This is a genomic window from Marinobacter sp. UBA3604 (assembly GCF_002375325.1).
Lineage (GTDB): Bacteria > Pseudomonadota > Gammaproteobacteria > Pseudomonadales > Oleiphilaceae > Marinobacter > Marinobacter salarius.
The window spans coordinates 1-24,489 of the sequence record NZ_DFMB01000042.1 but is presented as its reverse complement, the minus strand read 5'-3'; the positions used below and the strand labels follow the sequence as shown (position 1 = coordinate 24,489).

Sequence of the window (24,489 nt, the reverse complement as noted above, 5' to 3'; positions counted from 1 at the left end):
TCATGCTGGCTGACATTCTGATCACCATTCTGCTCATTGCCTCGACGTTCTACCTGACGATCGTGCTGCTGCGCTTCCTGCTGCAACTGGCCAGGGCGGATTTCTACAATCCGATCTCGCAGTTTGTTGTGAAAGCCACCAACCCGCTGCTGCGCCCGCTTCGCCGCTTTATTCCCGGTTGGGGCGGTATCGACGGCGCAGCCCTGGTGCTGGCGGTCATCATCCAGGCGATCACCTTTTTCCTCATTCTTGTGGCCCTGAACAGCAGCATACCGGCGATCAACCCACTCACCCTGCTCAGCTGGGCTATCCTTAACGTTCTTGATCTGATCGTTAAGATCTACTTCTGGTCCGTCATTGCAGTCGTGGTCGTCAGCTGGATTGCGCCACAAAGCGGCCACCCTGCTATCCAACTGGTTGCGCAGATCACCGAACCCGTGATGCGCCCCGTACGCAATGTGATGCCATCCATGGGCGGCCTGGATCTGTCCCCGATTATCGTGTTCCTGATCCTCAATGTGGTTTCGGTGGTGATCGACCACATGAAGGTAGCCGCCGGCATGGGCTCCATCGTCGGAATGTAGACCACCTCTCAAAAACACATTCCGTTACATATCAGGACAATAAACTACTCTCACCTGCAGCTGGTTCATCTATCTGAATCAGCTGCACTTTTTTCCTTCTACACGTCGCCCTGCTATACAGACCCGTGATCGCCGCCGCAGATTTGCCGCGCCAATGCGGTAACATTAGCTATATTTTTGGCACAACTTTAACCAACCAAGATCCAACGCAGTCGCCCGGAAGTCGCGCAGAAGGATGGTCCGATGAACAAGCAAGGAACCCTGTCGCAGCAGGTAGAGGCCTACCACGGCTGGAAAAAAGAACTGATCAGGCAGATCGGTCGCTACCGTCTGTGGCTGCAGGACAACAACCTGTTTTCAGACGATGTCAGCAACCGCATTCGTCACGGCCTTGAGCTGCTGATCGAAGACGAACTCACCATTGCTTTCGTGGGTGAGTATTCCCGCGGCAAGACGGAACTGATCAACGCCCTCTTCTTTTCAGAATACGGCCAGCGCATGCTGCCATCCCAGGCGGGCCGCACCACCATGTGCCCGACCGAGCTGTTCTTTGACCGCACGTCAAACAGCAACTACCTGTTGCTGCTCCCGATCGAAACCAGGACCGGCGAGCTCTCCCTGCAGCAACTGCGCAAGCAGCCCGAACGCTGGGTCAAACACGACCTGGACGAGCGCGACCCGGAAATCATGCGGGAAGTTCTGGCGGAAGTGGCTCGCGTAAAGAGCGTCACTCCGCAGGAAGCCCGCAAACTGGGCTTCGACGAGGACATGCTGGAGCATGACCGCAACAAGCCGGGTAATGTCGTGGTGCCGGCCTGGCGCAACGCCCAGATCAGCATTCGCCATCCGTTGTTCGAACGCGGCCTGCGCATACTGGACACCCCGGGGCTCAACGCTCTCGGCTCAGAGCCAGAACTGACCATCAGTATGTTGCCTCGCGCCCACGCCATTATCTTCCTGTTGAGCGCGGATACCGGCGTCACTGCCAGCGACATGACGATCTGGAAGGATCACATCGACACCGAGCACGCCGACCACCGCGCTGGCCGATTCGCAGTGCTCAACAAGATCGACGTGCTCTGGGATGATCTCCAGGGCGAGAAGCATACCCAGGAAGCCATTGACCGGGTGCGTAGCTACACCGCCGACCACCTCGGCATGCGCCAGAACGACGTGATACCGCTGTCCGCCAAGCAAGGCCTGCTGGCCCGGGTCAAAGGCAACGAAGAACTGCTTGAACGTTCGAACCTCGCCCAACTGGAACAGTTGATCATCCAGCGCATCCTGATGCACAAGGAACAGCTGATTACACAGAGCCTGATCAACGACCTGTTGGGCATGCTGCAGAACAGTCAGGCCGCCATGCAAAACCGGCTGGACGCACTGGAAGAAGAGCTGCAGGCCTGTTCTGGCGTCACCATGGACACTGACGCACTGCGGCGCCTGGCCGACCGCGCCCAGCGGGACTATGACTTCTACTACAAGAAGCTGATTACGCTCCGGTCCAGCCGCCGGCTGATGGATTCCCAGGGCGAGATGCTCAAGGGGCTGGTTAGCGAGGATCGGTTTGAGTCCCATGCCGAGAAAGTCCGCCAGAAGATGTCGAAGAGCTGGACCACTGCCGGCATGAACCACAGCATGGATCATTTCTTCGAGCTGCTGGAAAATGATCTGAGCAACCTTCTCAGCGAAGGGCGGCTGGCCGAAAAAATGGTGGGCGCCATCTACCGCCGCTACAACGAAGACACCCGGGCCCGTCACCTGGAGCCAATTCCATTACGGGCAGGTCGTCACGTTATTGCCATCCGCGAACTGCGCAAGAAGGCAAAACGCTTCCGCATCAGCCCCAAAAATCTGTTGACGGAGCAGTCGCTGCTGGTCAGGCGCTTCTTCAACGTGATGGTGGGCGAAGCCCGAACACTGCATCTGCGCGTGCGGGCCGATGTCGAACGCTGGCCATCGGAAGCACTACTACCAATCATGCAGTACTCCATGGAACAGAAGCAGTTGCTGGAGCACCAGATCCGCCGCCTCCGGGACATGGTTCGCAGCGACCGCGACAGCCGGGCCGAACGCGAACGACTGCAGAACACCATCAGCGATCTGACACGCCAGCTTGAACTGGCTGACGCCATGCAGCGGCAAATCCGTAAACCAGCACCCACTCTGATCCAACAGAAGGTGGTCAACATTTCCGGCGCGGTCTGACCGGCGCCGGAAATGGCGGTTGCAGCCATGCAGGCCGGCCTTTAAACTGCTTGGCTGGCAATCGCCTGGCCATATCAGTTAGGCCTGCACTTACATGCAGGTTTCCGCCCGGCCATTGCCTGAAACGTCTTCCAGATAATACGGACTGAATCAGGAACCTGTCGCGCCAATGCCCGATCCCTTGCCAACGGATTCTGTCGGGATAGTCACCCCACAGACACTGCACTTCGATACACCGATCACTCTCGCCTGCGGTCAGACGCTGGAGAGTTACGATCTGGTGATTGAGACTTACGGCAAGCTGAATGCGGATGCCACCAACGCGGTATTGATCTGTCACGCCCTCAGCGGCCACCACCATGCCGCCGGTTATCACAGCAAGGAAGACCGCAAGCCGGGATGGTGGGACAGCTGCATTGGCCCCGGCAAGCCCATCGATACCAACCGGTTTTTCGTTGTCAGCCTGAACAATCTGGGTGGCTGCCATGGCAGCACCGGACCCGGCAGCGTCAATCCGAAGACCGGCCAGCCCTACGGCCCTGATTTCCCGGTGATCACGGTACGCGACTGGGTCCACAGCCAGGCGCTGCTGGCCGACCGGCTCGGCATTGAATGTTGGGCCGCCGTGGTGGGAGGTTCCCTTGGTGGTATGCAGGCACTTCAGTGGAGCCTGGACTACCCGGATCGTTTGCGTCACGCCGTGACCATTGCCTCTACCCCACGCCTGAGCGCCCAGAACATTGCCTTCAATGAGGTGGCGCGACAGGCGATTACGTCCGACCGTGAGTTCCATGACGGCCGCTACTATGAGCACGACACGTTACCGCGCCGGGGCCTGATGCTGGCACGCATGGTGGGCCACATTACCTACCTGTCCGATGCTTCCATGGGCGAAAAATTTGGCCGTGAACTGCGGGACCAGGCCTACAAGTTCGGCTATGACGCAGAGTTCCAGGTGGAGAGTTACCTGCGTTACCAGGGTGAGCGCTTCTCGGAGTCATTCGACGCCAATACCTACCTGCTGATGACCAAGGCTCTGGATTACTTTGACCCGGCCTACGAGCACGACAATGACCTGGCAAAGGCGCTGCTCCGTGCGCGCTGCGAATTCCTTGTCGTGTCGTTCAGCACCGACTGGCGGTTTACCCCGGCACGGTCCGAGGAATTAGTAAATGCCATGATCGCGGCCCGCTGCAAGGTCAGCTATGCCGAAATCGACGCACCCTGGGGGCATGACGCCTTCCTGATTCCCACACCACGTTACACCGCCATCTTCCATTCCTACATGGACCGGGTCGCACGGGAGGTAGGCGCATGAGAACAGACCTGAAAATCATCGAGCAATGGATCAGCGCCGGCAGCCATGTACTGGATCTGGGCTGCGGCGACGGCACCCTGCTGGACTACCTGCAGCGGGAAAAAAGAGCAACAGGGTTTGGCCTGGAAATCAATCCGGACCATATCACCACCTGCATGGGTCGCGGCGTGTCCGTCATTGAGCAGAACCTGGACACCCAGGGCCTGGGGAACTTCGAAGATCACTCCTTCGACACCGTGCTGATGACACAAGCCTTGCAGGCGGTCCGGCGCCCGGACATGGTCCTCGACGAGATGCTTCGCGTGGGCCGCGAGGGCATCGTAACCTTCCCCAACTTCGCTTACTGGCGATTGCGCTGGTACCTGATGCGCCGGGGTCGTATGCCTGAATCCGAAACGCTACCGTATAAATGGTACAACACCCCTAACATCCACCTGTGCACCTTCAAGGATTTTGAAGCCCTCTGCTTCCGCAAGGACGTCCGGATACTGAACCGCACGGTGGTTGACGGTGAACACCAGGATCGTTGGCTCAGCCGCCTTTGGCCCAATATGTTAGGGCAGATCGCCATTTACCGGATAACCCGGGAGGAATCATGACCATACATAGTCGCAATCACTGGCAGGCGATACTGTCGCTGGCGTGCCTGATTCTATTCGCCAGCCAGAGCCATGCCGACTCAAAGGATTTTGGTGAATTCGAAGTACACTGGAGCGTTTTCCCAAGCACCTTCCTGGCCCCGGAAATTGCCCGCGAGAACAACCTTAATCGCAGCCGCGGCATCGGTATCGTCAACATATCCATCATGAGGGAAACCGAGGATAGCGGCCTGGAGCCGGTATCAGGCCAGGTGGAAGGCAAGGTCATGAACGATATCCAGCAGGCCCGGTTCCTGGCGTTTCGACGCATCCAGGAAGGCAACGCTGTCTATTTCATCGCCGAATACCAATACAGCAACGCCGAGTTGATGACCTTCCAGATCACCACCCGTCCCACGGGTGCCAGACAGGATCTGCCCATCCGTTTCACCCACACGCTGTTTAACGACTGATGACTAACGCCACCAACAGACTGGTCATTGCCAGCAACAACAAGGGCAAGATCGCCGAACTCACAGACTTGCTCGGCCCACTCGGGCTGACGCCCGTAGCCCAGGGTGAATTGGGGGTTGGCGAGGCGGAGGAGCCAGCGGTCACCTTCGTGGAGAACGCCATCCTCAAGGCACGCCATGCCGCCCGGATCACCGGGTTGCCGGCCCTTGCGGATGACTCTGGCCTGGCGGTGGATGCCCTTGGCGGGGCACCCGGCGTCCGTTCGGCCCGTTACGCCGGTGACACAGCCAGCGACGCAGACAACGTCCGGGCACTGCTCGACGCGCTGAAAGACGTTCCCGAGGGCCAACGCACGGCCCAGTTCCACTGCGTACTGGTCTACCTGCGCCATGCCGATGACCCCACACCGGTGATCTGTCATGGCCGCTGGCCAGGAAGCATCCTGCCAGAGCCCCGGGGTGAGGGTGGTTTCGGGTACGACCCGGTGTTCCTGGTACCGGAAACCGGCACCAGTGCCGCTGAACTGCCCCGCGCCGAAAAAGGCCGTATCAGCCACCGCGGGCGGGCACTGGCGCTGCTTCTGGACCAGTTGGGGAAAGAGCCGGGGTGACCATGACCCCGACGCCCGACACAGCGGTGAGCACCCTGCCCCCGCTAAGCCTGTATATTCACGTACCCTGGTGCGTGAAAAAGTGCCCTTACTGCGACTTCAACTCCCACGCACTGACCGGCGACATTCCCGAGAACGACTATCTTGATGCAATCATGGAGGACCTTGCCGGTGACCTCGCATTAATTCAGGGGCGCCCGATCGGAACCGTCTTCATCGGCGGCGGCACGCCTTCGTTAATGTCGCCGAACTTCTACAACATACTGTTCGACCGGCTGCGCACTCACCTGTCGTTTACTGACGATGCCGAGATTACACTGGAGGCCAACCCGGGCACAGTGGAACAGACTCGCTTTAACGGCTTCCGTGGCGCCGGCATAAACCGGCTTTCACTGGGCATCCAGAGTTTCAATCCCCTGCGATTGAAGGCACTGGGGCGCATCCACGATGACAAGGCAGCCCACAGGGCTATCGAGGCCGCCCGCAATGCCGGCTTTGACAACTTCAACCTGGACCTGATGCATGGCTTGCCGGGCCAGACACCGGCAGACGCCCTGGATGACCTGCGGGCGGCCATGTCGTGGCAACCCCCGCACCTGTCCTGGTACCAGCTGACCCTGGAGCCCAACACCGAGTTCTACAGCCGCCCGCCCCAACTGCCCGACGACGACCACCTCTGGGAAATCTATTGCCAGGGTGCCGACTACCTGCATCAGCAGGGGTTTAAGGACTACGAGGTATCAGCCTGGAGCCGGCCCGACATGGCGTCCCGCCACAACCTGAATTACTGGATGTTCGGGGATTATCTGGCGCTGGGCGCTGGCGCCCACGGCAAGGTCACCTTCCGCAACGGCGACATCCGGCGTTTCTGGAAAACCCGGCAACCCGAGGCCTATATGAACCGCATCGGCAGCCGCACCTCCGGCAGCCAAATGGTCGAGCCGGAAGAACGGCCACTGGAGTTTCTGATGAATGCCTTGAGGCTGACGTCCGGTGTGCCGGAAAACCTGTTCACAGAGCGTACAGGTTTACCGTTGAGCAGAGTTGCGGTAAAACTTGAGGCGCTAAGAAAAGAAAACATGCTGGAACCGGGACGGATACAGACCACGGAACTCGGACAGCGTTATCTGAACAGTCTGCTGGAGCGCTTCCTCTGATGTCACTGCCGCGCCTTATGACCCTGTTGCCCAAACGGCTCAACCTGAGCCTGGCGGCCACCGTCGTCCTGTTGCTGGTCCTGGTTGTGGTCAATCAGCCCCTGCAGACCGGTTCGGCTCCCCAGGGCATCGTCAGCCTTCAGATGGCCGCCACGGCGGACCAGTCCATGGCCATACTGCGCAGCTGGCGACAGGACGGCATGCTATGGGCACAGATATCCCTTTGGCTGGACTTCCTGTTTGTACCCGCTTACCTGGCCACGCTGATTTTCCTGACCAATCACCTGATGCGGGACCGGCCGGGCGTTCGGGAACGTAACGTGGCACGCTGGGTGAAGGCCCTGTTTGTGACCGCGGGGGCCGGCGATCTAACGGAAAACATATTGCTACTCAATAACATGGACCCGCCCACGGATATGGTCAGCCTGTCCGCCACGCTCTGCGCATTGGTGAAATTCACCGGCCTGATGCTGGGCTGCGCCGGATTGGTGATCATTCGTGCCGCCCGGCGCCATCCGCTGGCCCACGAGTAGCAACTTCCGTCAGCGTACCGACAGCCTAGTTGGTGCGGTAAAACACCAGATCCCAGACGCCGTGCCCCAACGTCTCGCCCCGTTTCTCAAACTTGGTGATCGGGCGGTCTTCCGGGCGCGGCGAATATTCGCCGATGTCCTGTGAGTTCGCAAAACCCTCGGATTCTCCCATGATCTCCATCATGTGTTCCGCGTAGTTTTCCCAATCGGTGGCCAGGTGCAGGATCCCGCCCACGCGCAGTTTATGGCGCAGGCGCTGGACGAATTCGTGCTGGATCAGCCGGCGTTTGTGGTGACGTTTCTTGTGCCACGGGTCCGGGAAAAACACCATCACCCGGTCCAGCGCTGCATCGGGCAGGCACCGGTCGATCACATCGTTGGCATCAATGGCGTAGACACGAACATTCTCCAGCCCCCGGTCTTCAATCTCTTTCAGCAGTGCACCAACCCCGGGCAGGTGCACTTCCACGCCGATGAAGTCCTGCTCCGGTGCCGCTTCCGCCATGTCTGCCAGGGACTTGCCCATACCAAACCCGATCTCCAGGTTAAGCATGTTGTCCCGTCCAAAGATCTGGCGTGGGTCAATCATGCCCTGTTCACGGGTCAGGCCGTATTTGGGCCAACTGCGGTCGTAGGCCTTTTTCTGGCCTTCGGTCATCCGCCCCTGGCGCAGCACGAAACTGCGTACGCCACGGCGGGTCGTCACGGGTGAATCGCCGGAAACATCGTTGTGATCAGTCATCTGACGTCCTCAACCGCCCTGTGCGGTTTTCCTTCAATGGGTTATGGCGACAGTTTACCAGAGGCCGCCCAGCGGACTATACCGAAACCTGCGCATTCCGGGTCTGCTGCCGGTCCAGCTTGCGGTAACCCAACGCCTCAACCAGATGGCCATTGCCAATGTGGTCGAGGCCGTCCAGGTCCGCCAGGGTCCGTGCCACCCGCAGGATGCGATGCAATGCCCTGGCAGAGAGCCCCAGCCGCTCCATGGCGGCGGATAACATGGCCTCGCCTGCTGCATCCACGCGGCAGTGCGTCTGCAGCTCACCGCCACTTAACGCGGCGTTTCCGGATCCTCGCTGTATTTGCCGCTCGCGGGCCTGATACACCCGATCCCGCACAACCGTGCTGGACTCACCCCCACCGTCACGCTTCATCAGCACTTCCCCGCTCTGAACCGGCACTTCCACATGCAAATCGAACCGGTCCAGCAGTGGCCCTGATATCTTTGCCCGATAACGGAGCACCTGCGGGGGCGTACACTGGCACTCAATCGTCGGATGCCCCAGATAGCCACACGGGCACGGGTTCATGGCCGCCACGACCTGGAAGCAGGCCGGAAAAGTCACCTGCCTTGCTGCGCGACTGATGGCAATCTCGCCGGACTCCATGGGTTCCCGCAGCACTTCCAGCACCCGGCGCTCGAACTCTGGCAGTTCGTCGAGAAACAACACGCCGCGGTGCGCCAGGGAGATTTCTCCGGGGCGCGGACTGCTACCGCCACCCACCATGGCAACCGACGAGGCAGTATGATGGGGCGCGCGGTAAGGCGGCCGGCACCACTCTCCGTCCCGTACGGGAAGACCGGCCACAGAGTGGATGCTTGCTACCTCAAGCGCAGATTCGGTGGTTAACGGTGGCAAAATACCCGGCAGACGGCTGGCGAGCATGCTTTTACCAGTGCCCGGTGGACCAAACATCAGCAGGTTATGCCCGCCGGCGGCGGCGATTTCCAACGCCCGCCGCGGCACGCTCTGACCATGCACGTCCGCAAGGTCCGGACCGGCGTTCACGCCCGTTTCCGGCACCGCTGGCGGTACCGGGGAAATCCTTGCCCGATCACACAGGTGTTCGCAGACCGTCAGTAAATGGCCGGCTGGCAACACATCGTCCTGGCTGGCCAGTGCGGCTTCCGCGGCATTGGCCTGGGGGATCAGCAACCGACGCCCCTCGTTGCGAGCTGCCAGTATCGCCGGGAGCACACCTTTCAACGGTCTCAGCGCACCATCCAGGGAAAGCTCTCCCACGCATTCATACTGTGCGAGGCTTTCCGCCGGAATCTGTCCGGAAGCGGCAAGAATGCCCAGGGCAATGGGGAGATCGAAGCGGCCGCCCTCCTTGGGCAGGTCCGCAGGAGCCAGATTGATGGTGATTCGGCGGGCGGGGAATTCAAAGCCGGCGTTCATCAGCGCACTGCGAACACGCTCCCGGCTTTCGCGAACACCCGTTTCGGGGAGCCCGACGATGGACAGCGCCGGCAGGCCGCCTGACAGGTGGACTTCAACGGTAACGGAGGGTGCTGAAACGCCAATGCTGGCGCGGGTATGGACAACGGCAAACATGACAACCTTCCATGGTTATAGGTGATAGCGGCCTAGCCGCCTGACGGGCGTCCTGCCGGTCAGTTATTCGGGAACTGCTTTTCCAGGTCAGCCACGCGCTTTTCCAGCGCTTCGACCTTTTCGCGGGTTTTCATCAGTACAGCTTGCTGGGCATCGAATTCTTCTCGGGTGACCAACTCAAGGCGCGACAGAACCGTCATCACCGTGGCGCGGGCCTGAGCTTCAAAGTCCTCACGGGCGGCACGGGCCATATCGGGAACGAACTGGCCGAACTGTCCCTGAAGCTGGGAAAAGAAATCCTGTGGACCTTTCACGAATCACCTCTCAAAATCACCGGTCAAAATCGCTGCGCTGGACTATACCTCGTCCTCGGCGGGCTTTTCGTCGTGCCTGAACGACGGTTCGGAGTGTAACACTAATGCCTCCCCTGCCATACTGTGGCCGTCGACAGTATAATGTGGCTCAGGCACCCCTAATGCTTGCACCGAGTTCGTGCATCATTATGGTTCGCCCAAGACAGACAAGCCCCGAAATGGTGCGACCTGACGATCCATTCTGGATCAACAGACAGCCAACTGTCTGATAGTTATATTATTTTTTGCGTTGGCACACCCGATGCTAAAAGCCTTGTACGCAATCCGCACAATTGGTGTGCGAGGTGGCAGCATCCCGACCTCAACAACGGGCCGAAGAGTTCCAGATGTTGAGACGGCTTTACCAAGGAGAAAGCAATGAAACTTGTGACAGCGATCATCAAGCCTTTCAAGTTGGATGATGTCCGTGAGGCACTATCCGAGATTGGCGTACAAGGCGTAACGGTCACTGAAGTCAAAGGCTTCGGTCGCCAGAAGGGTCATACCGAACTCTACCGTGGCGCAGAATACGTGGTGGATTTCCTGCCCAAGGTCAAGGTTGAAGTTGCTATCGGCGACAACCTGCTGGATCAGGTCATCGAATCCATCACCAAGGCTGCCAACACTGGAAAGATTGGTGACGGCAAAATTTTCGTGACCGAACTGGAACAGGCGATCCGAATCCGAACCGGGGAAACCGGCGAAGAAGCGGTCTGATCAAAGCCTGATCAACCAGACAGCCAACGCAAAAAATTTATAACTTGAAAAGCCTCGTGCGGAGGGCTTCACATGGAAAGCAATCTCAATCATATTTTTGAACTCCAGTATGCGCTGGATACCTTCTACTTCCTTATTTGCGGTGCCCTGGTCATGTGGATGGCCGCAGGCTTCTCAATGCTTGAAGCAGGCCTGGTACGTGCCAAGAACACCACTGAAATCCTGACCAAGAACGTCTCCCTGTTTGCCATTGCCTGCACGATGTACCTCATCTGCGGCTACGACATCATGTACGGTGGCGGTCTCTTCCTCAGCGGCGTTACCACGGTCGCTCAAATGGACGATGCGGCGATTGCCGGAGTCCTTGCTGCTTCCAACGAAGCCGGTTTTGGTGAGATGGGTGAATACGCCGGGGCTTCTGATTTCTTCTTCCAGGTTGTCTTCGTTGCAACCGCCATGTCCATCGTTTCCGGTGCCGTGGCCGAGCGCATGAAGCTCTGGGCCTTCCTGGCTTTCGCCGTTGTCATGTGTGGCTTCATCTACCCGATGCAGGGCTCCTGGACCTGGAACGGCGATGCCGTATTCGGTATCTATGAGCTGAGCTACAGCGACTACGCAGGTTCTGGCATCGTACACATGGCGGGTGCCGCTGCGGCTCTGGCCGGTGTCCTGCTGCTGGGCGCCCGTAAAGGCAAGTACGGTGCGGATGGCCAGATCAAGGCCTTCCCTGGTGCCAACCTGCCGCTGGCGACTCTGGGCACCTTCATCCTGTGGATGGGCTGGTTCGGCTTCAACGGCGGTTCTACCCTCAAACTGGGCGGCATCGGTGTTGCCAACGAAGTGGCCAACGTGTTCCTGAACACCAACGCGGCCGCTGCCGGCGGCCTGATCGGTGCTCTGATTGTAGCCCGCATCATGTTCGGCAAGGCTGACCTGACCATGGCCCTGAACGGTGCATTGGCTGGCCTGGTTGCGATTACCGCTGAACCCGCCGATCCTTCGCCTCTGCTGGCGACCATTATCGGCGCCATCGGCGGCATTATCGTGGTGTTCTCAATCGTGACACTCGACAAGATGCGTATTGATGACCCGGTCGGTGCCATCTCCGTACACGGTGTGGTTGGTATCTGGGGTATCTTCGCGGTACTGCTGTCCGACGCGGACGCGACCTTCATGGGTCAGCTGGTTGGTATGCTGACCATCTTCGTCTGGGTCTTCGTGACCAGCCTGATTGTCTGGGGCGCCCTCAAGGCAATCATGGGTATTCGGGTGACCGAAGAGGAAGAGTACGAAGGTGTGGATCTGTCCGAGTGTGGCATGGAAGCCTATCCGGAGTTTGTCAGCAGCAAGTAATATGGGCTGACACTGGATCGAAAGAGGGGCGCCCACGGGCGCCCCTCTTTTTTTCCACTTTACCGCTCGCTCGACATCACCTCATCTTCCAGTGCATCCACCATGAACTGCGGCATCGCCAATGCCCCACGGTGGATGTCGGCGTTGTAATAGCGGGTCACAAACGGCCGCTGATCCGCGTCTTCCTCACGGAAGTACACCACCGGCTTTTCCTTACCCGCCATAGTGCAGCTCCACCAGCCGGTGGGATACACCGGTTGCGGGAACGGCAGGGTGCGAACGTGGTCGAAACCGGCCTTTTTCATGTCGTCGTGAATGGTTTTGATGATGGTGTTGGTGTGCAGCAGCGGCGATTCGCTTTGCTGGACGATGATGCCACCGTCGCGCAGGGCGATCATGCAGTCGCGATAGAAGTCCAGGGCGAACAGACCTTCGGCGGGACCGACCGGATCGGTGCTGTCGATGATAATGACGTCGAGACTTCCGGGCACCGCATCACGTATCCATTGGATACCATCGCCAAAGAAGAAGTTGGCGCGTGGATCAGTGTTGGATTCGCATAGCTCGGGGAAGTACTGTTCCGAGAGGCGAGTGACGCGTTCGTCGATTTCCACCTGCCAGGCCTCTTCCACACCGGGGTGCTTGAGGACTTCTTTCAGGGTTCCACAATCACCACCGCCAACAATGACCACTTTCTTCGGGTCTTTATGGGTAAACAGGGCCGGATGAGTCATCATTTCATGATAGAGGAAGTTGTCTCTGGTGGTCAGCATCACGCAGCCATCGAGCACCATCAGGTTGCCGAAGGTTTCGGTTTCCCAGATTTCCAGTTTCTGGAACTCGGTTTGTTCTTCGTGCAGCTTTTTCTTTACCTGCAGGGAAAAGGCGGTTCCCTGATCCTGGAATACTTCGGTAAACCAGCCATCGTTCAGTGCAGTCATGTCGTGTCTCCGGATGTGCGCGTTGAGCCTGTTCGTATTGAGGCTATTGTAGGTGCGTAACCAGCACACCTAAAGGACTATCATTACCCCCGGGCCGTGTTTTTCGGGTGTTGTTCTTTTAGCGGGGCGGTGGAATCCATACAATGAGCGCCATAGGCCGGCCCGTTGCCGGCTGCGGACTCAGCACAGGAAAGCCCCATGAGTGAACCAACCCTCAGCGCCGCCCACAAGGTGTACAACATCGCCCACTGGAGCGATGGCTATATCGATGTAAATGCCCGTGGCGAGGTACTGATAAGACCCGACCGGGGGCACAGCGGCGAGGACATCAACCTGCCCGACCTTACCCGCTCCCTGGTCAGTGAGGGGGTTCAGCTTCCGGTGTTAATCCGTTTTACCGATATTCTCCATGATCGAGTCAACAAACTGTGTGGCGCGTTTAACAAGGTCGCTCGCGAACACGGCTACCAGGGAGGCTACACCGCCGTCTACCCGATCAAGGTCAACCAGCAGCGCCGGGTGGTTGAGGAACTGCTCTGCGCCGAACCGGCCGCCAGCGACAACCAGATTGGCCTCGAAGCCGGCAGCAAGCCGGAGTTAATGGCGGTTCTGGCACTGTCGCGCCAGCAGGAGTCGGTGATTGTCTGCAATGGCTACAAGGACCGCGAATATATCCGGCTGGCGCTGATCGGGCAGAAACTGGGGCACCGGGTGTTCATTGTGGTTGAAAAACAGTCCGAGTTGCCGCTCATCCTCGAGGAAGCGCGCCGTCTGGGAGTGACTCCGCTGATTGGTGTGCGCGCACGGCTGGCCACCATCGGCAAAGGCAACTGGCAGAACACCGGCGGTGAGAAGTCGAAATTCGGCCTGTCCGCCAGCCAGGTACTGGATGTGGTCGAAACCCTGCGCCGTGCCGAGGCCCTGGAATCCCTTCAGTTGCTGCATTTTCACCTGGGGTCGCAGATAGCCAATATCCGAGACATCCAGACCGGGCTGCGCGAGTGCGCCCGTTTCTACAGTGAGTTGCGCCACATGGGGGCACCGGTAGGTACGGTCGATATTGGCGGCGGGCTCGGTGTGGACTACGAGGGCACCCGTTCACGCAGCAGTTGTTCGATGAATTACAGCGTACACGAATACGCTTACAACGTGATTCATATCCTGCAATCGGAGTGCGATCGGGCGGGCATCCCCCATCCCAACCTGATCAGTGAATCCGGCCGTGCGCTGACGGCTCACCACTCGGTACTTGTGACCAATGTGATTGACCGGGAGATACCCGACAAGCGTCCGCCTGAACAACCGGTCAGTGATGCCCCGGCACCGCTGCAGGATTTGTGGCGCGACCTGGAGAGCCTGCGGGATGAGGCATCGCGCCGTTCCCTGGCTGAGATCTACCACGACGTGCTCCACGCCATGGCGGATGTCCACACCCAGTTTGCCCACGGCCTGTTGTCACTGGCGGACCGCGCACGGGCGGAAACGCTCTACACCACCTGCTGCCGGGCTCTGAGAAAACAGCTGAACTCCGCGAATCGCGCGCACCGGGAGATCATTGACGAGCTCAATGAAAAACTGGCGGAGAAGCTCTTCGTGAATTTTTCGTTGTTCCAGTCACTGCCGGACGTGTGGGGTATTGATCAGATCTTCCCGATCATGCCTGTGAACGGACTGAATCGCCCCCTCACCCGTCGTGCGGTCATCCAGGATATTACCTGTGACTCCGACGGGCGAATTGACCGGTACGTGGACGGCCAGGGCATCGAAACCACCTTCCCGCTGCCTGAAGAGGCGCCGGAAGAACCCATGCTGATGGGCTTTTTCATGACCGGTGCCTACCAGGAGATCCTCGGTGACATGCACAACCTGTTCGGCGACACCCACTCGGTGGATGTACGACGCAACCCCGGCGGCGGCCATACCGTCAGTGAGCCAATCCATGGAGACACCGTGGCCAAGGTGCTGCAGTATGTGAACTTCGAACCCACTGCCCTGCTTCGGGCCTATCAGCAGAAATTTGCCGCCAGCGGATTGCCAGAAGACATACAGACGAGCCTGCTGGAAGAACTGGAGAATGGCCTGGGCGGCTATACCTACCTGGAAGAGTAACCCGGATCAGACCCTGCTTGCGCGCCAGGCTGAGGGTGACAGACCCTCCCACTTGCGGAAGGCACGGCCGAAATTCGACGGGTCGCTATACCCCAGGCGATAGGCAATGTCATCGATCCCGAGGTCGGTGCGCCGAAGCAACTCCAGGGAGCGCCGGTGGCGGATGTCATCAAGGATGCCCTGAAATTTCACGCCTTCGGCACTGAGCTGACGGCGCAGCGTCCTGGGTGACACACCCAGTTGCGCCGCCACGGAATCAATACCCGGAAGCCGGCCATCCCGTACCGATTCCAGCAACCGCCCCACACGCTCGGGAATCGATGTGGTCGCCTCCAGCGATCGCATTTCCTCCTGGCATTGCGCTTCCGCTACCCGACGCGCCACAGGATTGGACAGGGAAATTGGCAGTTCCAGAAACTCCTTGCGAAAACGGAGCTGATTGGCGCCGGCGTCAAACCGGATACGATTGCCGAACAGGGATTCATAGGCCTGGGCATACTCCGGTGGCGGATAATTCAGTCGACAACTTCCACCATCAAGCAGGCGGCGTCCGAACAGGAGCAGGTTCACATCCATAAGCGAGGCCAGCACCACTTCTGCGTTGAACCGATGCAGATCATCCAGGGCGTGCACGATATCGAGCTGCAGCACAGCGTCGCTGCCCTCGGTAAAGAAACTCAGATTCATATACACGAATCGGATACGGAAATACTTGATCAGCACCGTAAGAGCCTGGCCAATGTTGTCACAGCTGATGGCGGCCTGTGACAGGGAACCATGGGTAGTGAACTTCAGGCGCTTGCCATATTCCAGCCCCAGGGCCGGATCGTGACTCAATGCCAATGCCGAGCGACAAAGACTACTGAACTGCTCCACGGTGATGAAGTTGTCGGGGTGCCCCAACATGGCCGGACGAATATCGGCCGAGCGCAGCAACTCGGGACGCGCAGCACCCTTCTCTTCCGCCAACTGGCAAAGGATATCGGCGTAGTGGGCGCGAATAACGGGCAGATTGCCGGTCTTTCCGGGAGCATTCATGTTGGCCAAGCGTTCCTGAATAAATACCTGCAAAAGATTAGCCGTGATGATAGCGGTCGGCAATCTCCCTGCAGACGACACCGAGCGGCGGAGAAGCCAGCCAGTACCAGTGGGGAAAAAATACCGCCCAACAGATCCGTCTGCCCATCGCCCCCGTAAATATCGTGACTGACAAACCCGGGGCGAGTGCATAGAATGATGAACACAACAATGCCAAATCATGCGACTGTCAAGGAGCGTCCGGTGTCCACACTGGATCAGAAGCCAGCACGAGCCGAGGGCCGCAAGGACCCCTGGAGCCAATTGCTGGAGAAAGTGGGAAAGAACCAGGATCGGCAGGCCTACCACGCTTTGTTCGAGCACTTTGGTCCCCAGATCAAGTATTACGCCATGGCCAATGGCATGGCGAGTCACGCCGAGGAGCTGGTACAGGAGGTTTTCGTATCGATCTGGCGGCGCTCCTGCTTGTACGACTGGAGGAAGGCAGCCGCGTCGACCTGGATTTTCACCATCGCCCGTAACCAACGCATTGATATGCTGCGCAAGATGAAGCGCACGAGTGCGGAGATGCCGGTTGAAACGGAAGATCTGTGGCAAATTCCCGGCGAAAACGAAGACGAGCCGGTTACGTCGCTGCACCGCCTGATGTCTGAACGTCGCGTGCGAGAGTCCCTCAGCCACCTGCCGGAAGAACAGATTACAGTAATCGCCAAGGTCTACATGGAAAGCAAGTCACACCAGATGGTGGCGGACGAGCTCAACATACCGCTAGGTACCGTAAAAAGCCGGGTACGCCTGGCGCTGAACAAACTGAAAGTGATTTTGCAGGACCAGAACGTATGACACGGCACCATCCAGACGCACTTACCCTGATGGAATTCAGTGCGGGCAACCTCAGTGAGCCCCACGCACTGTGCATTCGTCTCCATCTGGACCAGTGCCCCCATTGTCGCAGCCGTGTGGATACGCTCGACAGCCTGGGGGCCGTCATGATGGAAAGTCAGCCCCAGGTCGGTGTTTCATCGGACATGTTTGACGCTATCCTGTCACGCATAGACAGCGAGCCTGACATGACGGAGACCTACATCAGTACACAAGCCAAGCGCATGAGCCCTCTTCAAAAGTTGTTGGGCGACGATCTCAACTCGCTGCCCTGGAAACGTCAGCTCGGCGATGTCAGTGTGCTGGATATCAGCGAACGGTTTCCCGGCCAGAGCGAGCAGGTGGTGCTTCAGAAACTGGCCGCCGGTGGGAAGGCACCCGCGCATACCCACAGAGGGAGTGAAACCACGATAGTTCTTCAGGGTGCATTCTCAGACCAGAAAGGTGTGTTCAACCAGTGGGACTTCGTGGTACTCAATCAGGAAGACGAGCACAAACCTGTGGCGGTTGGCTGCGAAGACTGCATCACCCTGTCGGTGCTCAGCGCACCGGTTAAATTAACCGGCACGTTCACTCGCTTATTGAACCCCTTTATACGCTGAGGCGGATGGACCGGAAACTGTACCGGCCTGGCCGAAGCCTTGGCCGAAAATGACCGGCCTTTGTCAGTTTGTGACCTTCCGGACGACACGTTGATAAACGATACTGATTACGTTGATTAGTGTCTCTGAACTAGTCCGGCCCACCCCCCGTCGGGTTGGGCACTTGCTTACAGGCCACGCTCTTGCGTGGCCTTTTTTATGCCTGCTCACTTCACCCCATGAATACGATATCCGACGACTGATTAGAGACAGCCGGCAGGGCTGGGTTACAATCGTGACTTTTCTCCGGAGATGCAGCATGACGGGTGACGACTTCCATTTCCGCTTCGGCGGTATCGAACGACTCTATGGCCGCCGGGCACTGGAGCACTTCCGTCACGCTCACATTGCCATCGTTGGATTGGGTGGCGTGGGCTCCTGGGCGGCTGAAGCCCTTGCCCGCTCCGGCGTCGGCACCTTGACGTTGATCGACATGGACGATATCTGCGTGTCCAATACCAATCGCCAGCTCCACGCGCTTAGCGGGCAATACGGGCGCACCAAGACGGACGCCATGGCAGACCGTTTGCGGTCGATCAACCCGGAGGGTGACATTCGGGTCCATTTCGGGTTCCTGAACACGAAAAACGTCGATGAACTGATTACCTCGGAGATGTCAGGGGTGGTCGATGCCATCGACAGCGTCAAAGCCAAGGCCGGGCTGATTGCACACTGTCAGCGTCGCAAGATTCCATTGGTGTGTGCTGGCGGCGCCGGCGGTCAGATGGACCCGACCCAGATCCGCGTCAGTGACCTGAGCAAAACCACACAGGATCCATTGTTGGCCAAGGTGCGTAATACACTCCGTCGGGAGTACGGGTTCTCACGCAATCCCAAACGGCGTTTCGGAATTGAAGCCGTGTACTCCCTGGAACAGCTCACGTATCCTGCAGGGGACGGTGAGGTTTGCCTACAGAAGCCTGCCACCGAAGGCCCGGTCCGTCTGGATTGCGCCTCCGGGTTTGGTGCTGCCAGCCCCGTCACCGCCAGTTTTGGTTTCTTCGCGGCGGCGCGGTTGCTGGCTCGCCTGGCGCGCAAGGCCAATTCCGACAAGACGGCAGACTTTCCTGCAGGACTACAGAATTAAACCCATACTTCAACGGAACTGACCCCATTATGACCGTCAGCACTGTCTTTCTCCTTGCCTGTATCGGTGTGCTCTCCCTGTTTTGCCAGTGGCTCGCCTGGCGGGTTCGCATGCCGGCCATCCTGTTCCTGCTGGCCGGCGGCATTGCCGCAGGGCCGCTGCTGGGATTTCTGGACCCCGAAATCGTGTTTGGAGACCTGCTGTTCCCGGTCATCTCCCTGGCCGTTGCCATTATCCTGTTTGAAGGCAGCCTGACGCTCCGCTACGACGAAATACGTGGCCATGGCAAGATGGTTCGCAATCTGATTCCCGTCGGCTCCATTGTCACCTGCATCATTGGCACCCTGGCCGCCCGCTGGATCCTTGATGTGTCATGGGAGGTGGCCCTCCTGTTTGGCGCCATATCCATCGTCACCGGCCCTACCGTCATCGCCCCTCTGCTCCGATCTGTGCGACCGGACGCAAAACTGGCCAACATTCTGCGCTGGGAGGGCATCATCATCGACCCAGTGGGCGCCCTGCTGGCGGTGCTGGTCTTCGAGGGCATTGTGTCCTGGGGCCAGGGCAACGTGTTCAGCCACTCGCTGTATATTTTTGGCAAGACCCTGGCAGTGGGTTTCCTGATTGGCGCTGTCGCGGGCTGGCTGAACGGCATTGCGTTGCGCAAGCACCTTCTGCCGCAATACCTGCACAACGCCGGCACCCTGACGTTCATGCTCGGGGTCTATGCCCTGTCGAATGAAATGGCCCACGAGTCCGGCCTGCTGACGGTCACTGTGATGGGCATCTGGATGGCCAACATGAAGCAGGTCCCCATCGACAGCATCCTGGAGTTCAAGGAATCCCTGAGCGTGCTGCTGATTTCCGCTCTCTTCATTATCCTGGCAGCACGGGTGGAGTTCGAAGCCATCGCTCAACTGGGCTGGGGGCTGGTGGCCGTGTTGGCGTTGCTGATGCTGGTTGCACGCCCGGCAAGCATCTTCCTGTCGGCCATTGGCACCAGTCTCAACTGGCGCGACAAACTGTTCCTGAGCTGGATCGCCCCCCGAGGCATTGTAGCCGCTGCCGTATCCGCCCTGTTTGCGTTTCAGTTGCAGAAACTGGGCTACGAAAGCGCCGGAGCCCTGGTGCCACTGATATTCATGCTGATCATCGCCACCGTCACCCTGCAGAGTCTTACCGCGAGGCCTCTGGCGAGGCTTCTGAAGGTCGCCGAGCCGGCGGAATACGGCTTCCTGATTCTCGGTGCCAACCCGGTGGCCCGAAAAATCGGCCTGGCACTGAAAAAGCTGGAGGTCCCCGTTACCCTGGCGGACACCAACTGGGAGAACGTCAAACAGGCGCGCATGGAAAACCTCCAGGTGTATTTCGGCAACCCCGTGTCGGAGCATGCGTCGACCCACCTGGATCTCACCGGCATTGGCAACCTGCTGGTTATTTCCCCTTACAAGCACATGAATTCCCTGGCCACCTACCACTTCCTGGACTGGTTCGGAAAAGACTCAGTGCTAACCCTGGCCGAAGGGGATCAGGACCAGAAGGCCCGGCACCAGACCGCCGAGAAAATACAGCTTACGAGAGGACTCTTCGACGGAGTGAGCTACGCCAAGCTGGCCAGTTTGGCCAGCCAGGGGTATACGGTGAAGACCACCCAGCTCAGTGACGAATTTACGTTCGAGGATTTCCTGGACAAGTACGACCGTCAGGCCATGGTGCTGTTCGTGGTGAACACGCGCGAACACATCACGCCGGTCAAGAGCATGGAGGCCATCAAGCCCGAGAAAGACTGGACATTGGTAAGCCTGGTGCCACCCCAGGCGAGGAAGGAACGCAAGGAGCGGGATACCGGGGAGTCGCCGGAACAGCCACCGGAACCCGCTCCAACCTGAGCGTATCAGCGGGCCCCGCAGTCCAGGACCAGTTTACCCCGAACGTGCCCACCCTCCAGCAAGCGGTGGGCATCAGCGACCTGATCCAGCGGGAAGGCCTTGTCGATATGGACACGCACCTCGCCGTCCTCGATCAGTTCGGCGATCTCATCGAGATGAAACACATCGGGGCGGACGGTCATGCCATGGGCTCTCAACCCAAGGGACTCAGCCGCGGTTATGATCTCATCTGCCGTCACGGTGGGAATCGTGACCAGTACGCCGTGCTCACTCAGGGTGTGCAGGGAACGCTTGCCCGCTTCGCCGCCGACCAGATCCAGCACCACGTCCAGACCATAGCACTCGTCTACAACGTCGGTGGTGTGGTAATCAATCACCTCATGGACGCCAAAAGCCGCCAGGAAATCGCGATTACTGGCTGAAGCAGTGGCGATCACATGGGCGCCCCGTTCAAGCGCAAACTGCACGGCGAAATGCCCGACTCCGCCAGCACCGGCGTGAATCAGCACTTTCTGACCAGCCTCCAGTTCCGCCACTTCGAACAATGCCTGCCAGGCGGTCAACGCGGCCAGCGGCAAAGCGCCGGCAGTCATCAGGTCCAGTTCCTCGGGCACAATGGCCAACTCGTCGGCGCGAGCCACTGCGTATTGGGAATAACCTCCTCCGCCAGCCGGGAAGCCCACCATGCCCATCACCCGATCGCCTGGCGCCAACGTCGTCACGTCAGCACCAACCGCAATCACTTCGCCCGAAACATCGTAGCCGGGCGTCCATGGCAGGTGGTCTTCAATCTGCCGGGCGGCAAATCCCAGGCCTTTCCGCGTCTTCCAGTCGATGGGGTTCAACCCCGCGCCCGCCACCCTGAGCAAAACTTCCTCGGCGCCCGGCTCGGGGATGGTGGAACTTTCGATCCGCAGTACGTCAGTATCGCCAAAGTGGTCATAGACCACGTGACGCATGGCATGACCAGAATTCGGATCAACGGTGTTTTCCATGGGGCTCTCCAGACAGCTTCAGGGACAGGATCATTTGTTCAGACTAGCAGAATCCTCAAGGTGTGGTATCAAAGCCGCGACCACCGGGCACCATCGCTCCACCGAGGATGTCGGCGTATTCCGCAGGCATCCGCGAGGGCCTCTGGCTCTTCATGTTGACACAGGCATGGGTGGATACCGCGCGCACCAGGGTCTTGCCATCGGATTCACGCACCAGTTGGAATTGCCGCGCCGAGCGAAAGCGTCCATCAAACCCGGTCAGCCAGGTGCCCAGCACAAGCCGGTCGCCGGCATTGGCGGACGCCAGGTAATCGATTTCAGTACGGGTAATGGCCATGGCTTTGCCGGTTTTTTCATGCAGCTCCCAGGTCATGCCGAGGCTGTCGATGTGCTGCCAGCTGATATCTTCAAGCCAGCGCACGTACACCACGTTATTGGCGTGCCCGAGCCTGTCAGTGTCCGCGTCCCGGACGTCGATGGTCATGGTGAATGGTTCGGGAAGATCCCAGTTCACCGGATCAAACTCACTCATTGTCGCTGTCTCCCAACCCCGGAATAGCCGACAAGGCTAGCCGGCCGATGCGGTCGTTGTGAAGTGAACCAAAGTAGAGGTGACCGTCATGGGGGTTGACCGACGTGATCTCCTGCAGATGGATACCCTTGGTGTCGTGAAGACTGGTAATCACGCTGCCGTCCGCGTCCATGGCCACTACCAGCCCGTATTCCTGGGGCTTCGGCTTGAAATAGTCTGGCAGCTTGGCCAGCAGGTCTTTCAGCCATGGCTGCCGATGCAGGGCATCCACCTGGGCATTCCGGAGCGTGGGAAACGCAACCCAGTAGCGGCCCTCGTGGTCGACCGCCAGGTTGTCGGGGAACCCGGGCAGGTTGTCGGCAAACACTTCCGCCTGTCCGGGATAGCGGCCACCGATCCAGTACTTGAGGATTCGATACTTCCAGGTTTCATTCACCAACAGGTACTCGCCGTCCGGCGACACCGCCACACCATTGGCAAAATGCAGGTTGCTGAGCAACACCTCGGTTTTACCGGTGGCCGGATCATAACGAAGCAGGCGACCGTGAGGGCGCATCTCAAGCAAATCCAGCTGATACTCAGGCTGACGGAATCGCGAACTGGCATCCGTAAAGTAGATGCGGCCGTCCGGGGCAATATCCACATCGTCGGTGAAACGGAATGGCAAGCCTTCTGCCTCTCGGGTCAGTACGGTGACGGTCTTGTCCGGCGCTATGGAGAGAAGCCCCTTCCAGGCATCCGCCACGATGAGATTGCCGTGGCGATCAAACACCATCCCCAACGGCCGGCCTCCGGTTTCCAGCCACTTCTCCGTCTGGCCATCCGGTTTGACCCGCACGATCCAGCCATCCTGCGTGCCAGTGTAGAGAATACCGTCGTCATCCACCGTGGTGTCTTCAGGGCCGTACACCTCTCCCCTGGCCAGCAGGTCTGCCAGTCTCAGGCGTTCGTTGGGCGCCAGCTTACCGGTCAATGGCTGCGGCGAAGGGGCGTTCCAGGCCTGGCTATTAATGGGAGATGGCGACAACAGGAAGCCCCCCAGCACCAAAAAACCAATCAGCAATGCGCCCAGAAGCCACTTCATAGAGGATACCTGTTCCTGTCAGATACGATTCCGTAACCTTATCAGACACCCGCCAGCGGCTAAACTGGCAGGTACCCGCCGCTACCAGGCGCTAATCCGTGAGGAAACGACGACACAGTGCCGCAAAGCTGTCGGGTTTCTCTGCGTGCAACCAGTGCCCTGTGCCGTTGATGATTCGCAAATCCGCTGCAGGAAAGCGCTGACGGATGTCGTCGCGGTGTTTCTCCTGGATATAGGCCGAATCGGCCCCCTTGATAAACAGTACCGGACCTTCAAACGGACCGTCCCCCTCCGGTGCCTGCGCAAGGCGGGGATAACATTGCTCTATCACCGGCAGGTTCAGCCGCCAGCGGTACGGTCCGGGATGCTGGCCTTGTTCGTCATCCCCCACCCGCACCAGGTTCTTCAGCAGGAACTGCCTGACACCAAGCTCCTCTACATGGTCTGCCAGCACCCTGTCGGCATCCTGTCGCGTGCGGATAGAGCCCAGATCCACTGAGGTCAGCCCCTCCAGCACCGCATCATGACGGGGTTTATAGGTCACAGGTGCGATATCCGCCACGACAATTCGCTCAACCCGGCCCGGAGCTTGCAATGCCACCTGCATCGCGGTCTTTCCGCCCATGGAGTGCCCCAGAATAGACGCCTTTTCCAGCCCCTGAGCATCCATGTAAGCCAACACATCGTCGGCCATAGCCGGGTAATCCATGGTGTCGGTATGGGGGGAAGCGCCGTGATTGCGCTGATCCAGAGCATGAATCTGCCACTGGTCCTGCAGGCGACGGGTGATGCCTCCCAGATTTTCCAGCGAGCCAAACAGGCCATGGAGAAGGATCAATGGCGGGCCTTCGCCGGTAATGCGGTAATTGAGTTCAACACTCATGGTCATGACCTCCTGGAGTCGCCGGACAGGTTCGTGTGAGAACGGGCTGCTATCGTTAAGCCGACTACATTACCATCGAATGTTATTGGAACAAGGGCAAGCCGCAGGCTTACCCGACAACCGGTCAGATAATTCAGACAAAAAAAAGGTTAATCCCACTTTACCGGGAAACGCTGCTTTT

Annotated in this window: 23 protein-coding genes and 1 pseudogene; 15 read left to right on the top strand and 9 right to left on the bottom strand. The window is 59.0% G+C overall.

Annotation, left to right across the window (positions count from 1 at the left end; genetic code table 11):
• Nucleotides 1–2: 2 nt before the first annotated feature.
• The 8 genes and pseudogenes from B2590_RS13200 to B2590_RS13165 all read left to right on the top strand — a co-directional run bounded on the left by B2590_RS13200 (nucleotide 3) and on the right by B2590_RS13165 (nucleotide 7,462).
• Entirely contained in the window at nucleotides 3–584 is a 582-nt protein-coding gene (locus B2590_RS13200; protein ID WP_036203140.1) for a YggT family protein, read from the top strand.
• 243 nt (nucleotides 585–827) lie between these two features.
• A pseudogene (locus tag B2590_RS19275) lies at nucleotides 828–1,637 on the top strand (dynamin family protein); the annotation flags it as partial.
• Between the two features lie 1,324 nt (nucleotides 1,638–2,961).
• Nucleotides 2,962–4,110 carry a homoserine O-succinyltransferase MetX gene (metX, locus tag B2590_RS13190; protein WP_036203135.1) on the top strand — a complete coding sequence of 383 codons (1,149 nt, stop codon included), beginning with the start codon at nucleotides 2,962–2,964 and terminating at the stop codon, nucleotides 4,108–4,110.
• Nucleotides 4,107–4,709 (top strand): methionine biosynthesis protein MetW, encoded by a 603-nt coding sequence (gene metW / locus B2590_RS13185; protein ID WP_036203131.1) that lies wholly within the window; start codon nucleotides 4,107–4,109, stop codon nucleotides 4,707–4,709. Before metX ends, metW begins: the two co-directional genes overlap by 4 nt.
• Nucleotides 4,706–5,161: a DUF4426 domain-containing protein gene (locus B2590_RS13180; RefSeq protein WP_286811221.1), complete on the top strand. Its 456-nt coding sequence runs from the start codon at nucleotides 4,706–4,708 to the stop codon at nucleotides 5,159–5,161. Before metW ends, B2590_RS13180 begins: the two co-directional genes overlap by 4 nt.
• Nucleotides 5,161–5,772, top strand: a complete 612-nt coding sequence (gene rdgB / locus B2590_RS13175) for an RdgB/HAM1 family non-canonical purine NTP pyrophosphatase (protein WP_041332631.1) — start codon at nucleotides 5,161–5,163, stop codon at nucleotides 5,770–5,772. The genes B2590_RS13180 and rdgB overlap by 1 nt, the downstream gene beginning before the upstream one ends.
• Before the next feature lie 2 nt (nucleotides 5,773–5,774).
• On the top strand, nucleotides 5,775–6,929 hold the full coding sequence (gene hemW, locus B2590_RS13170; RefSeq protein ID WP_286811222.1) for a radical SAM family heme chaperone HemW: 1,155 nt from the start codon (nucleotides 5,775–5,777) through the stop codon (nucleotides 6,927–6,929).
• The gene (locus B2590_RS13165) at nucleotides 6,929–7,462 is read left to right on the top strand and encodes a hypothetical protein (RefSeq protein WP_286811223.1); all 534 of its coding nucleotides are present in this window, start codon (nucleotides 6,929–6,931) and stop codon (nucleotides 7,460–7,462) included. The genes hemW and B2590_RS13165 overlap by 1 nt, the downstream gene beginning before the upstream one ends.
• A 25-nt stretch (nucleotides 7,463–7,487) precedes the next feature.
• Here the strand turns inward: B2590_RS13165 and trmB are convergent, their stop codons facing one another.
• The 3 genes from trmB to B2590_RS13150 all read right to left on the bottom strand — a co-directional run bounded on the left by trmB (nucleotide 7,488) and on the right by B2590_RS13150 (nucleotide 10,118).
• The gene (trmB, locus tag B2590_RS13160) at nucleotides 7,488–8,204 is read right to left on the bottom strand and encodes a tRNA (guanosine(46)-N7)-methyltransferase TrmB (protein ID WP_007154277.1); all 717 of its coding nucleotides are present in this window, start codon (nucleotides 8,202–8,204) and stop codon (nucleotides 7,488–7,490) included.
• Between the two features lie 76 nt (nucleotides 8,205–8,280).
• The gene (locus tag B2590_RS13155) at nucleotides 8,281–9,804 is read right to left on the bottom strand and encodes a YifB family Mg chelatase-like AAA ATPase (protein WP_286811224.1); all 1,524 of its coding nucleotides are present in this window, start codon (nucleotides 9,802–9,804) and stop codon (nucleotides 8,281–8,283) included.
• A gap of 59 nt (nucleotides 9,805–9,863) precedes the next feature.
• Nucleotides 9,864–10,118 carry an accessory factor UbiK family protein gene (locus B2590_RS13150; RefSeq protein ID WP_075195022.1) on the bottom strand — a complete coding sequence of 85 codons (255 nt, stop codon included), beginning with the start codon at nucleotides 10,116–10,118 and terminating at the stop codon, nucleotides 9,864–9,866.
• A 417-nt stretch (nucleotides 10,119–10,535) separates the two neighbouring features.
• On the opposite strand from B2590_RS13150, the gene glnK reads away from it, so the two are divergent.
• On the top strand, nucleotides 10,536–10,874 hold the full coding sequence (gene glnK, locus B2590_RS13145; protein ID WP_004578958.1) for a P-II family nitrogen regulator: 339 nt from the start codon (nucleotides 10,536–10,538) through the stop codon (nucleotides 10,872–10,874).
• A 72-nt stretch (nucleotides 10,875–10,946) separates the two neighbouring features.
• Nucleotides 10,947–12,227, top strand: a complete 1,281-nt coding sequence (locus tag B2590_RS13140) for an ammonium transporter (protein ID WP_036203109.1) — start codon at nucleotides 10,947–10,949, stop codon at nucleotides 12,225–12,227.
• Between the two features lie 59 nt (nucleotides 12,228–12,286).
• Here B2590_RS13140 and speE read toward each other — a convergent pair whose 3' ends face one another.
• Nucleotides 12,287–13,168 (bottom strand): polyamine aminopropyltransferase, encoded by an 882-nt coding sequence (gene speE / locus B2590_RS13135; protein WP_085681682.1) that lies wholly within the window; start codon nucleotides 13,166–13,168, stop codon nucleotides 12,287–12,289.
• A 198-nt stretch (nucleotides 13,169–13,366) separates the two neighbouring features.
• Here speE and speA point away from each other — a divergent pair, with 198 nt between their 5' ends.
• Nucleotides 13,367–15,277 (top strand): biosynthetic arginine decarboxylase, encoded by a 1,911-nt coding sequence (gene speA / locus B2590_RS13130; protein WP_085681683.1) that lies wholly within the window; start codon nucleotides 13,367–13,369, stop codon nucleotides 15,275–15,277.
• A gap of 6 nt (nucleotides 15,278–15,283) precedes the next feature.
• Here speA and B2590_RS13125 read toward each other — a convergent pair whose 3' ends face one another.
• Complete coding sequence (locus B2590_RS13125; RefSeq protein ID WP_036205596.1) at nucleotides 15,284–16,315, bottom strand: AraC family transcriptional regulator; 1,032 nt, start codon at nucleotides 16,313–16,315, stop codon at nucleotides 15,284–15,286.
• A 243-nt stretch (nucleotides 16,316–16,558) separates the two neighbouring features.
• On the opposite strand from B2590_RS13125, the gene B2590_RS13120 reads away from it, so the two are divergent.
• The 4 genes from B2590_RS13120 (at nucleotide 16,559) to B2590_RS13105 (ending at nucleotide 20,814) form a co-directional block, all read left to right on the top strand.
• The gene (locus tag B2590_RS13120; protein WP_036203098.1) at nucleotides 16,559–17,158 is read left to right on the top strand and encodes a sigma-70 family RNA polymerase sigma factor; all 600 of its coding nucleotides are present in this window, start codon (nucleotides 16,559–16,561) and stop codon (nucleotides 17,156–17,158) included.
• Nucleotides 17,155–17,799 (top strand): ChrR family anti-sigma-E factor, encoded by a 645-nt coding sequence (locus B2590_RS13115; protein WP_286811466.1) that lies wholly within the window; start codon nucleotides 17,155–17,157, stop codon nucleotides 17,797–17,799. Before B2590_RS13120 ends, B2590_RS13115 begins: the two co-directional genes overlap by 4 nt.
• Nucleotides 17,800–18,097: 298 nt before the next feature.
• On the top strand, nucleotides 18,098–18,925 hold the full coding sequence (gene tcdA, locus B2590_RS13110) for a tRNA cyclic N6-threonylcarbamoyladenosine(37) synthase TcdA (RefSeq protein WP_085681684.1): 828 nt from the start codon (nucleotides 18,098–18,100) through the stop codon (nucleotides 18,923–18,925).
• Between the two features lie 29 nt (nucleotides 18,926–18,954).
• On the top strand, nucleotides 18,955–20,814 hold the full coding sequence (locus B2590_RS13105) for a cation:proton antiporter (RefSeq protein WP_126810656.1): 1,860 nt from the start codon (nucleotides 18,955–18,957) through the stop codon (nucleotides 20,812–20,814).
• Nucleotides 20,815–20,819: 5 nt separating this feature from the next.
• Here B2590_RS13105 and B2590_RS13100 read toward each other — a convergent pair whose 3' ends face one another.
• The 4 genes from B2590_RS13100 to B2590_RS13085 form a co-directional block, all read right to left on the bottom strand.
• Complete coding sequence (locus B2590_RS13100) at nucleotides 20,820–21,809, bottom strand: NADP-dependent oxidoreductase (RefSeq protein ID WP_036203087.1); 990 nt, start codon at nucleotides 21,807–21,809, stop codon at nucleotides 20,820–20,822.
• A gap of 55 nt (nucleotides 21,810–21,864) precedes the next feature.
• Entirely contained in the window at nucleotides 21,865–22,341 is a 477-nt protein-coding gene (locus B2590_RS13095) for an acyl-CoA thioesterase (RefSeq protein WP_036203084.1), read from the bottom strand.
• Nucleotides 22,334–23,425: an SMP-30/gluconolactonase/LRE family protein gene (locus B2590_RS13090; protein WP_228210348.1), complete on the bottom strand. Its 1,092-nt coding sequence runs from the start codon at nucleotides 23,423–23,425 to the stop codon at nucleotides 22,334–22,336. Before B2590_RS13090 ends, B2590_RS13095 begins: the two co-directional genes overlap by 8 nt.
• A gap of 91 nt (nucleotides 23,426–23,516) precedes the next feature.
• Nucleotides 23,517–24,308: an alpha/beta fold hydrolase gene (locus B2590_RS13085; protein WP_286811465.1), complete on the bottom strand. Its 792-nt coding sequence runs from the start codon at nucleotides 24,306–24,308 to the stop codon at nucleotides 23,517–23,519.
• Nucleotides 24,309–24,489 lie beyond the last annotated feature (181 nt).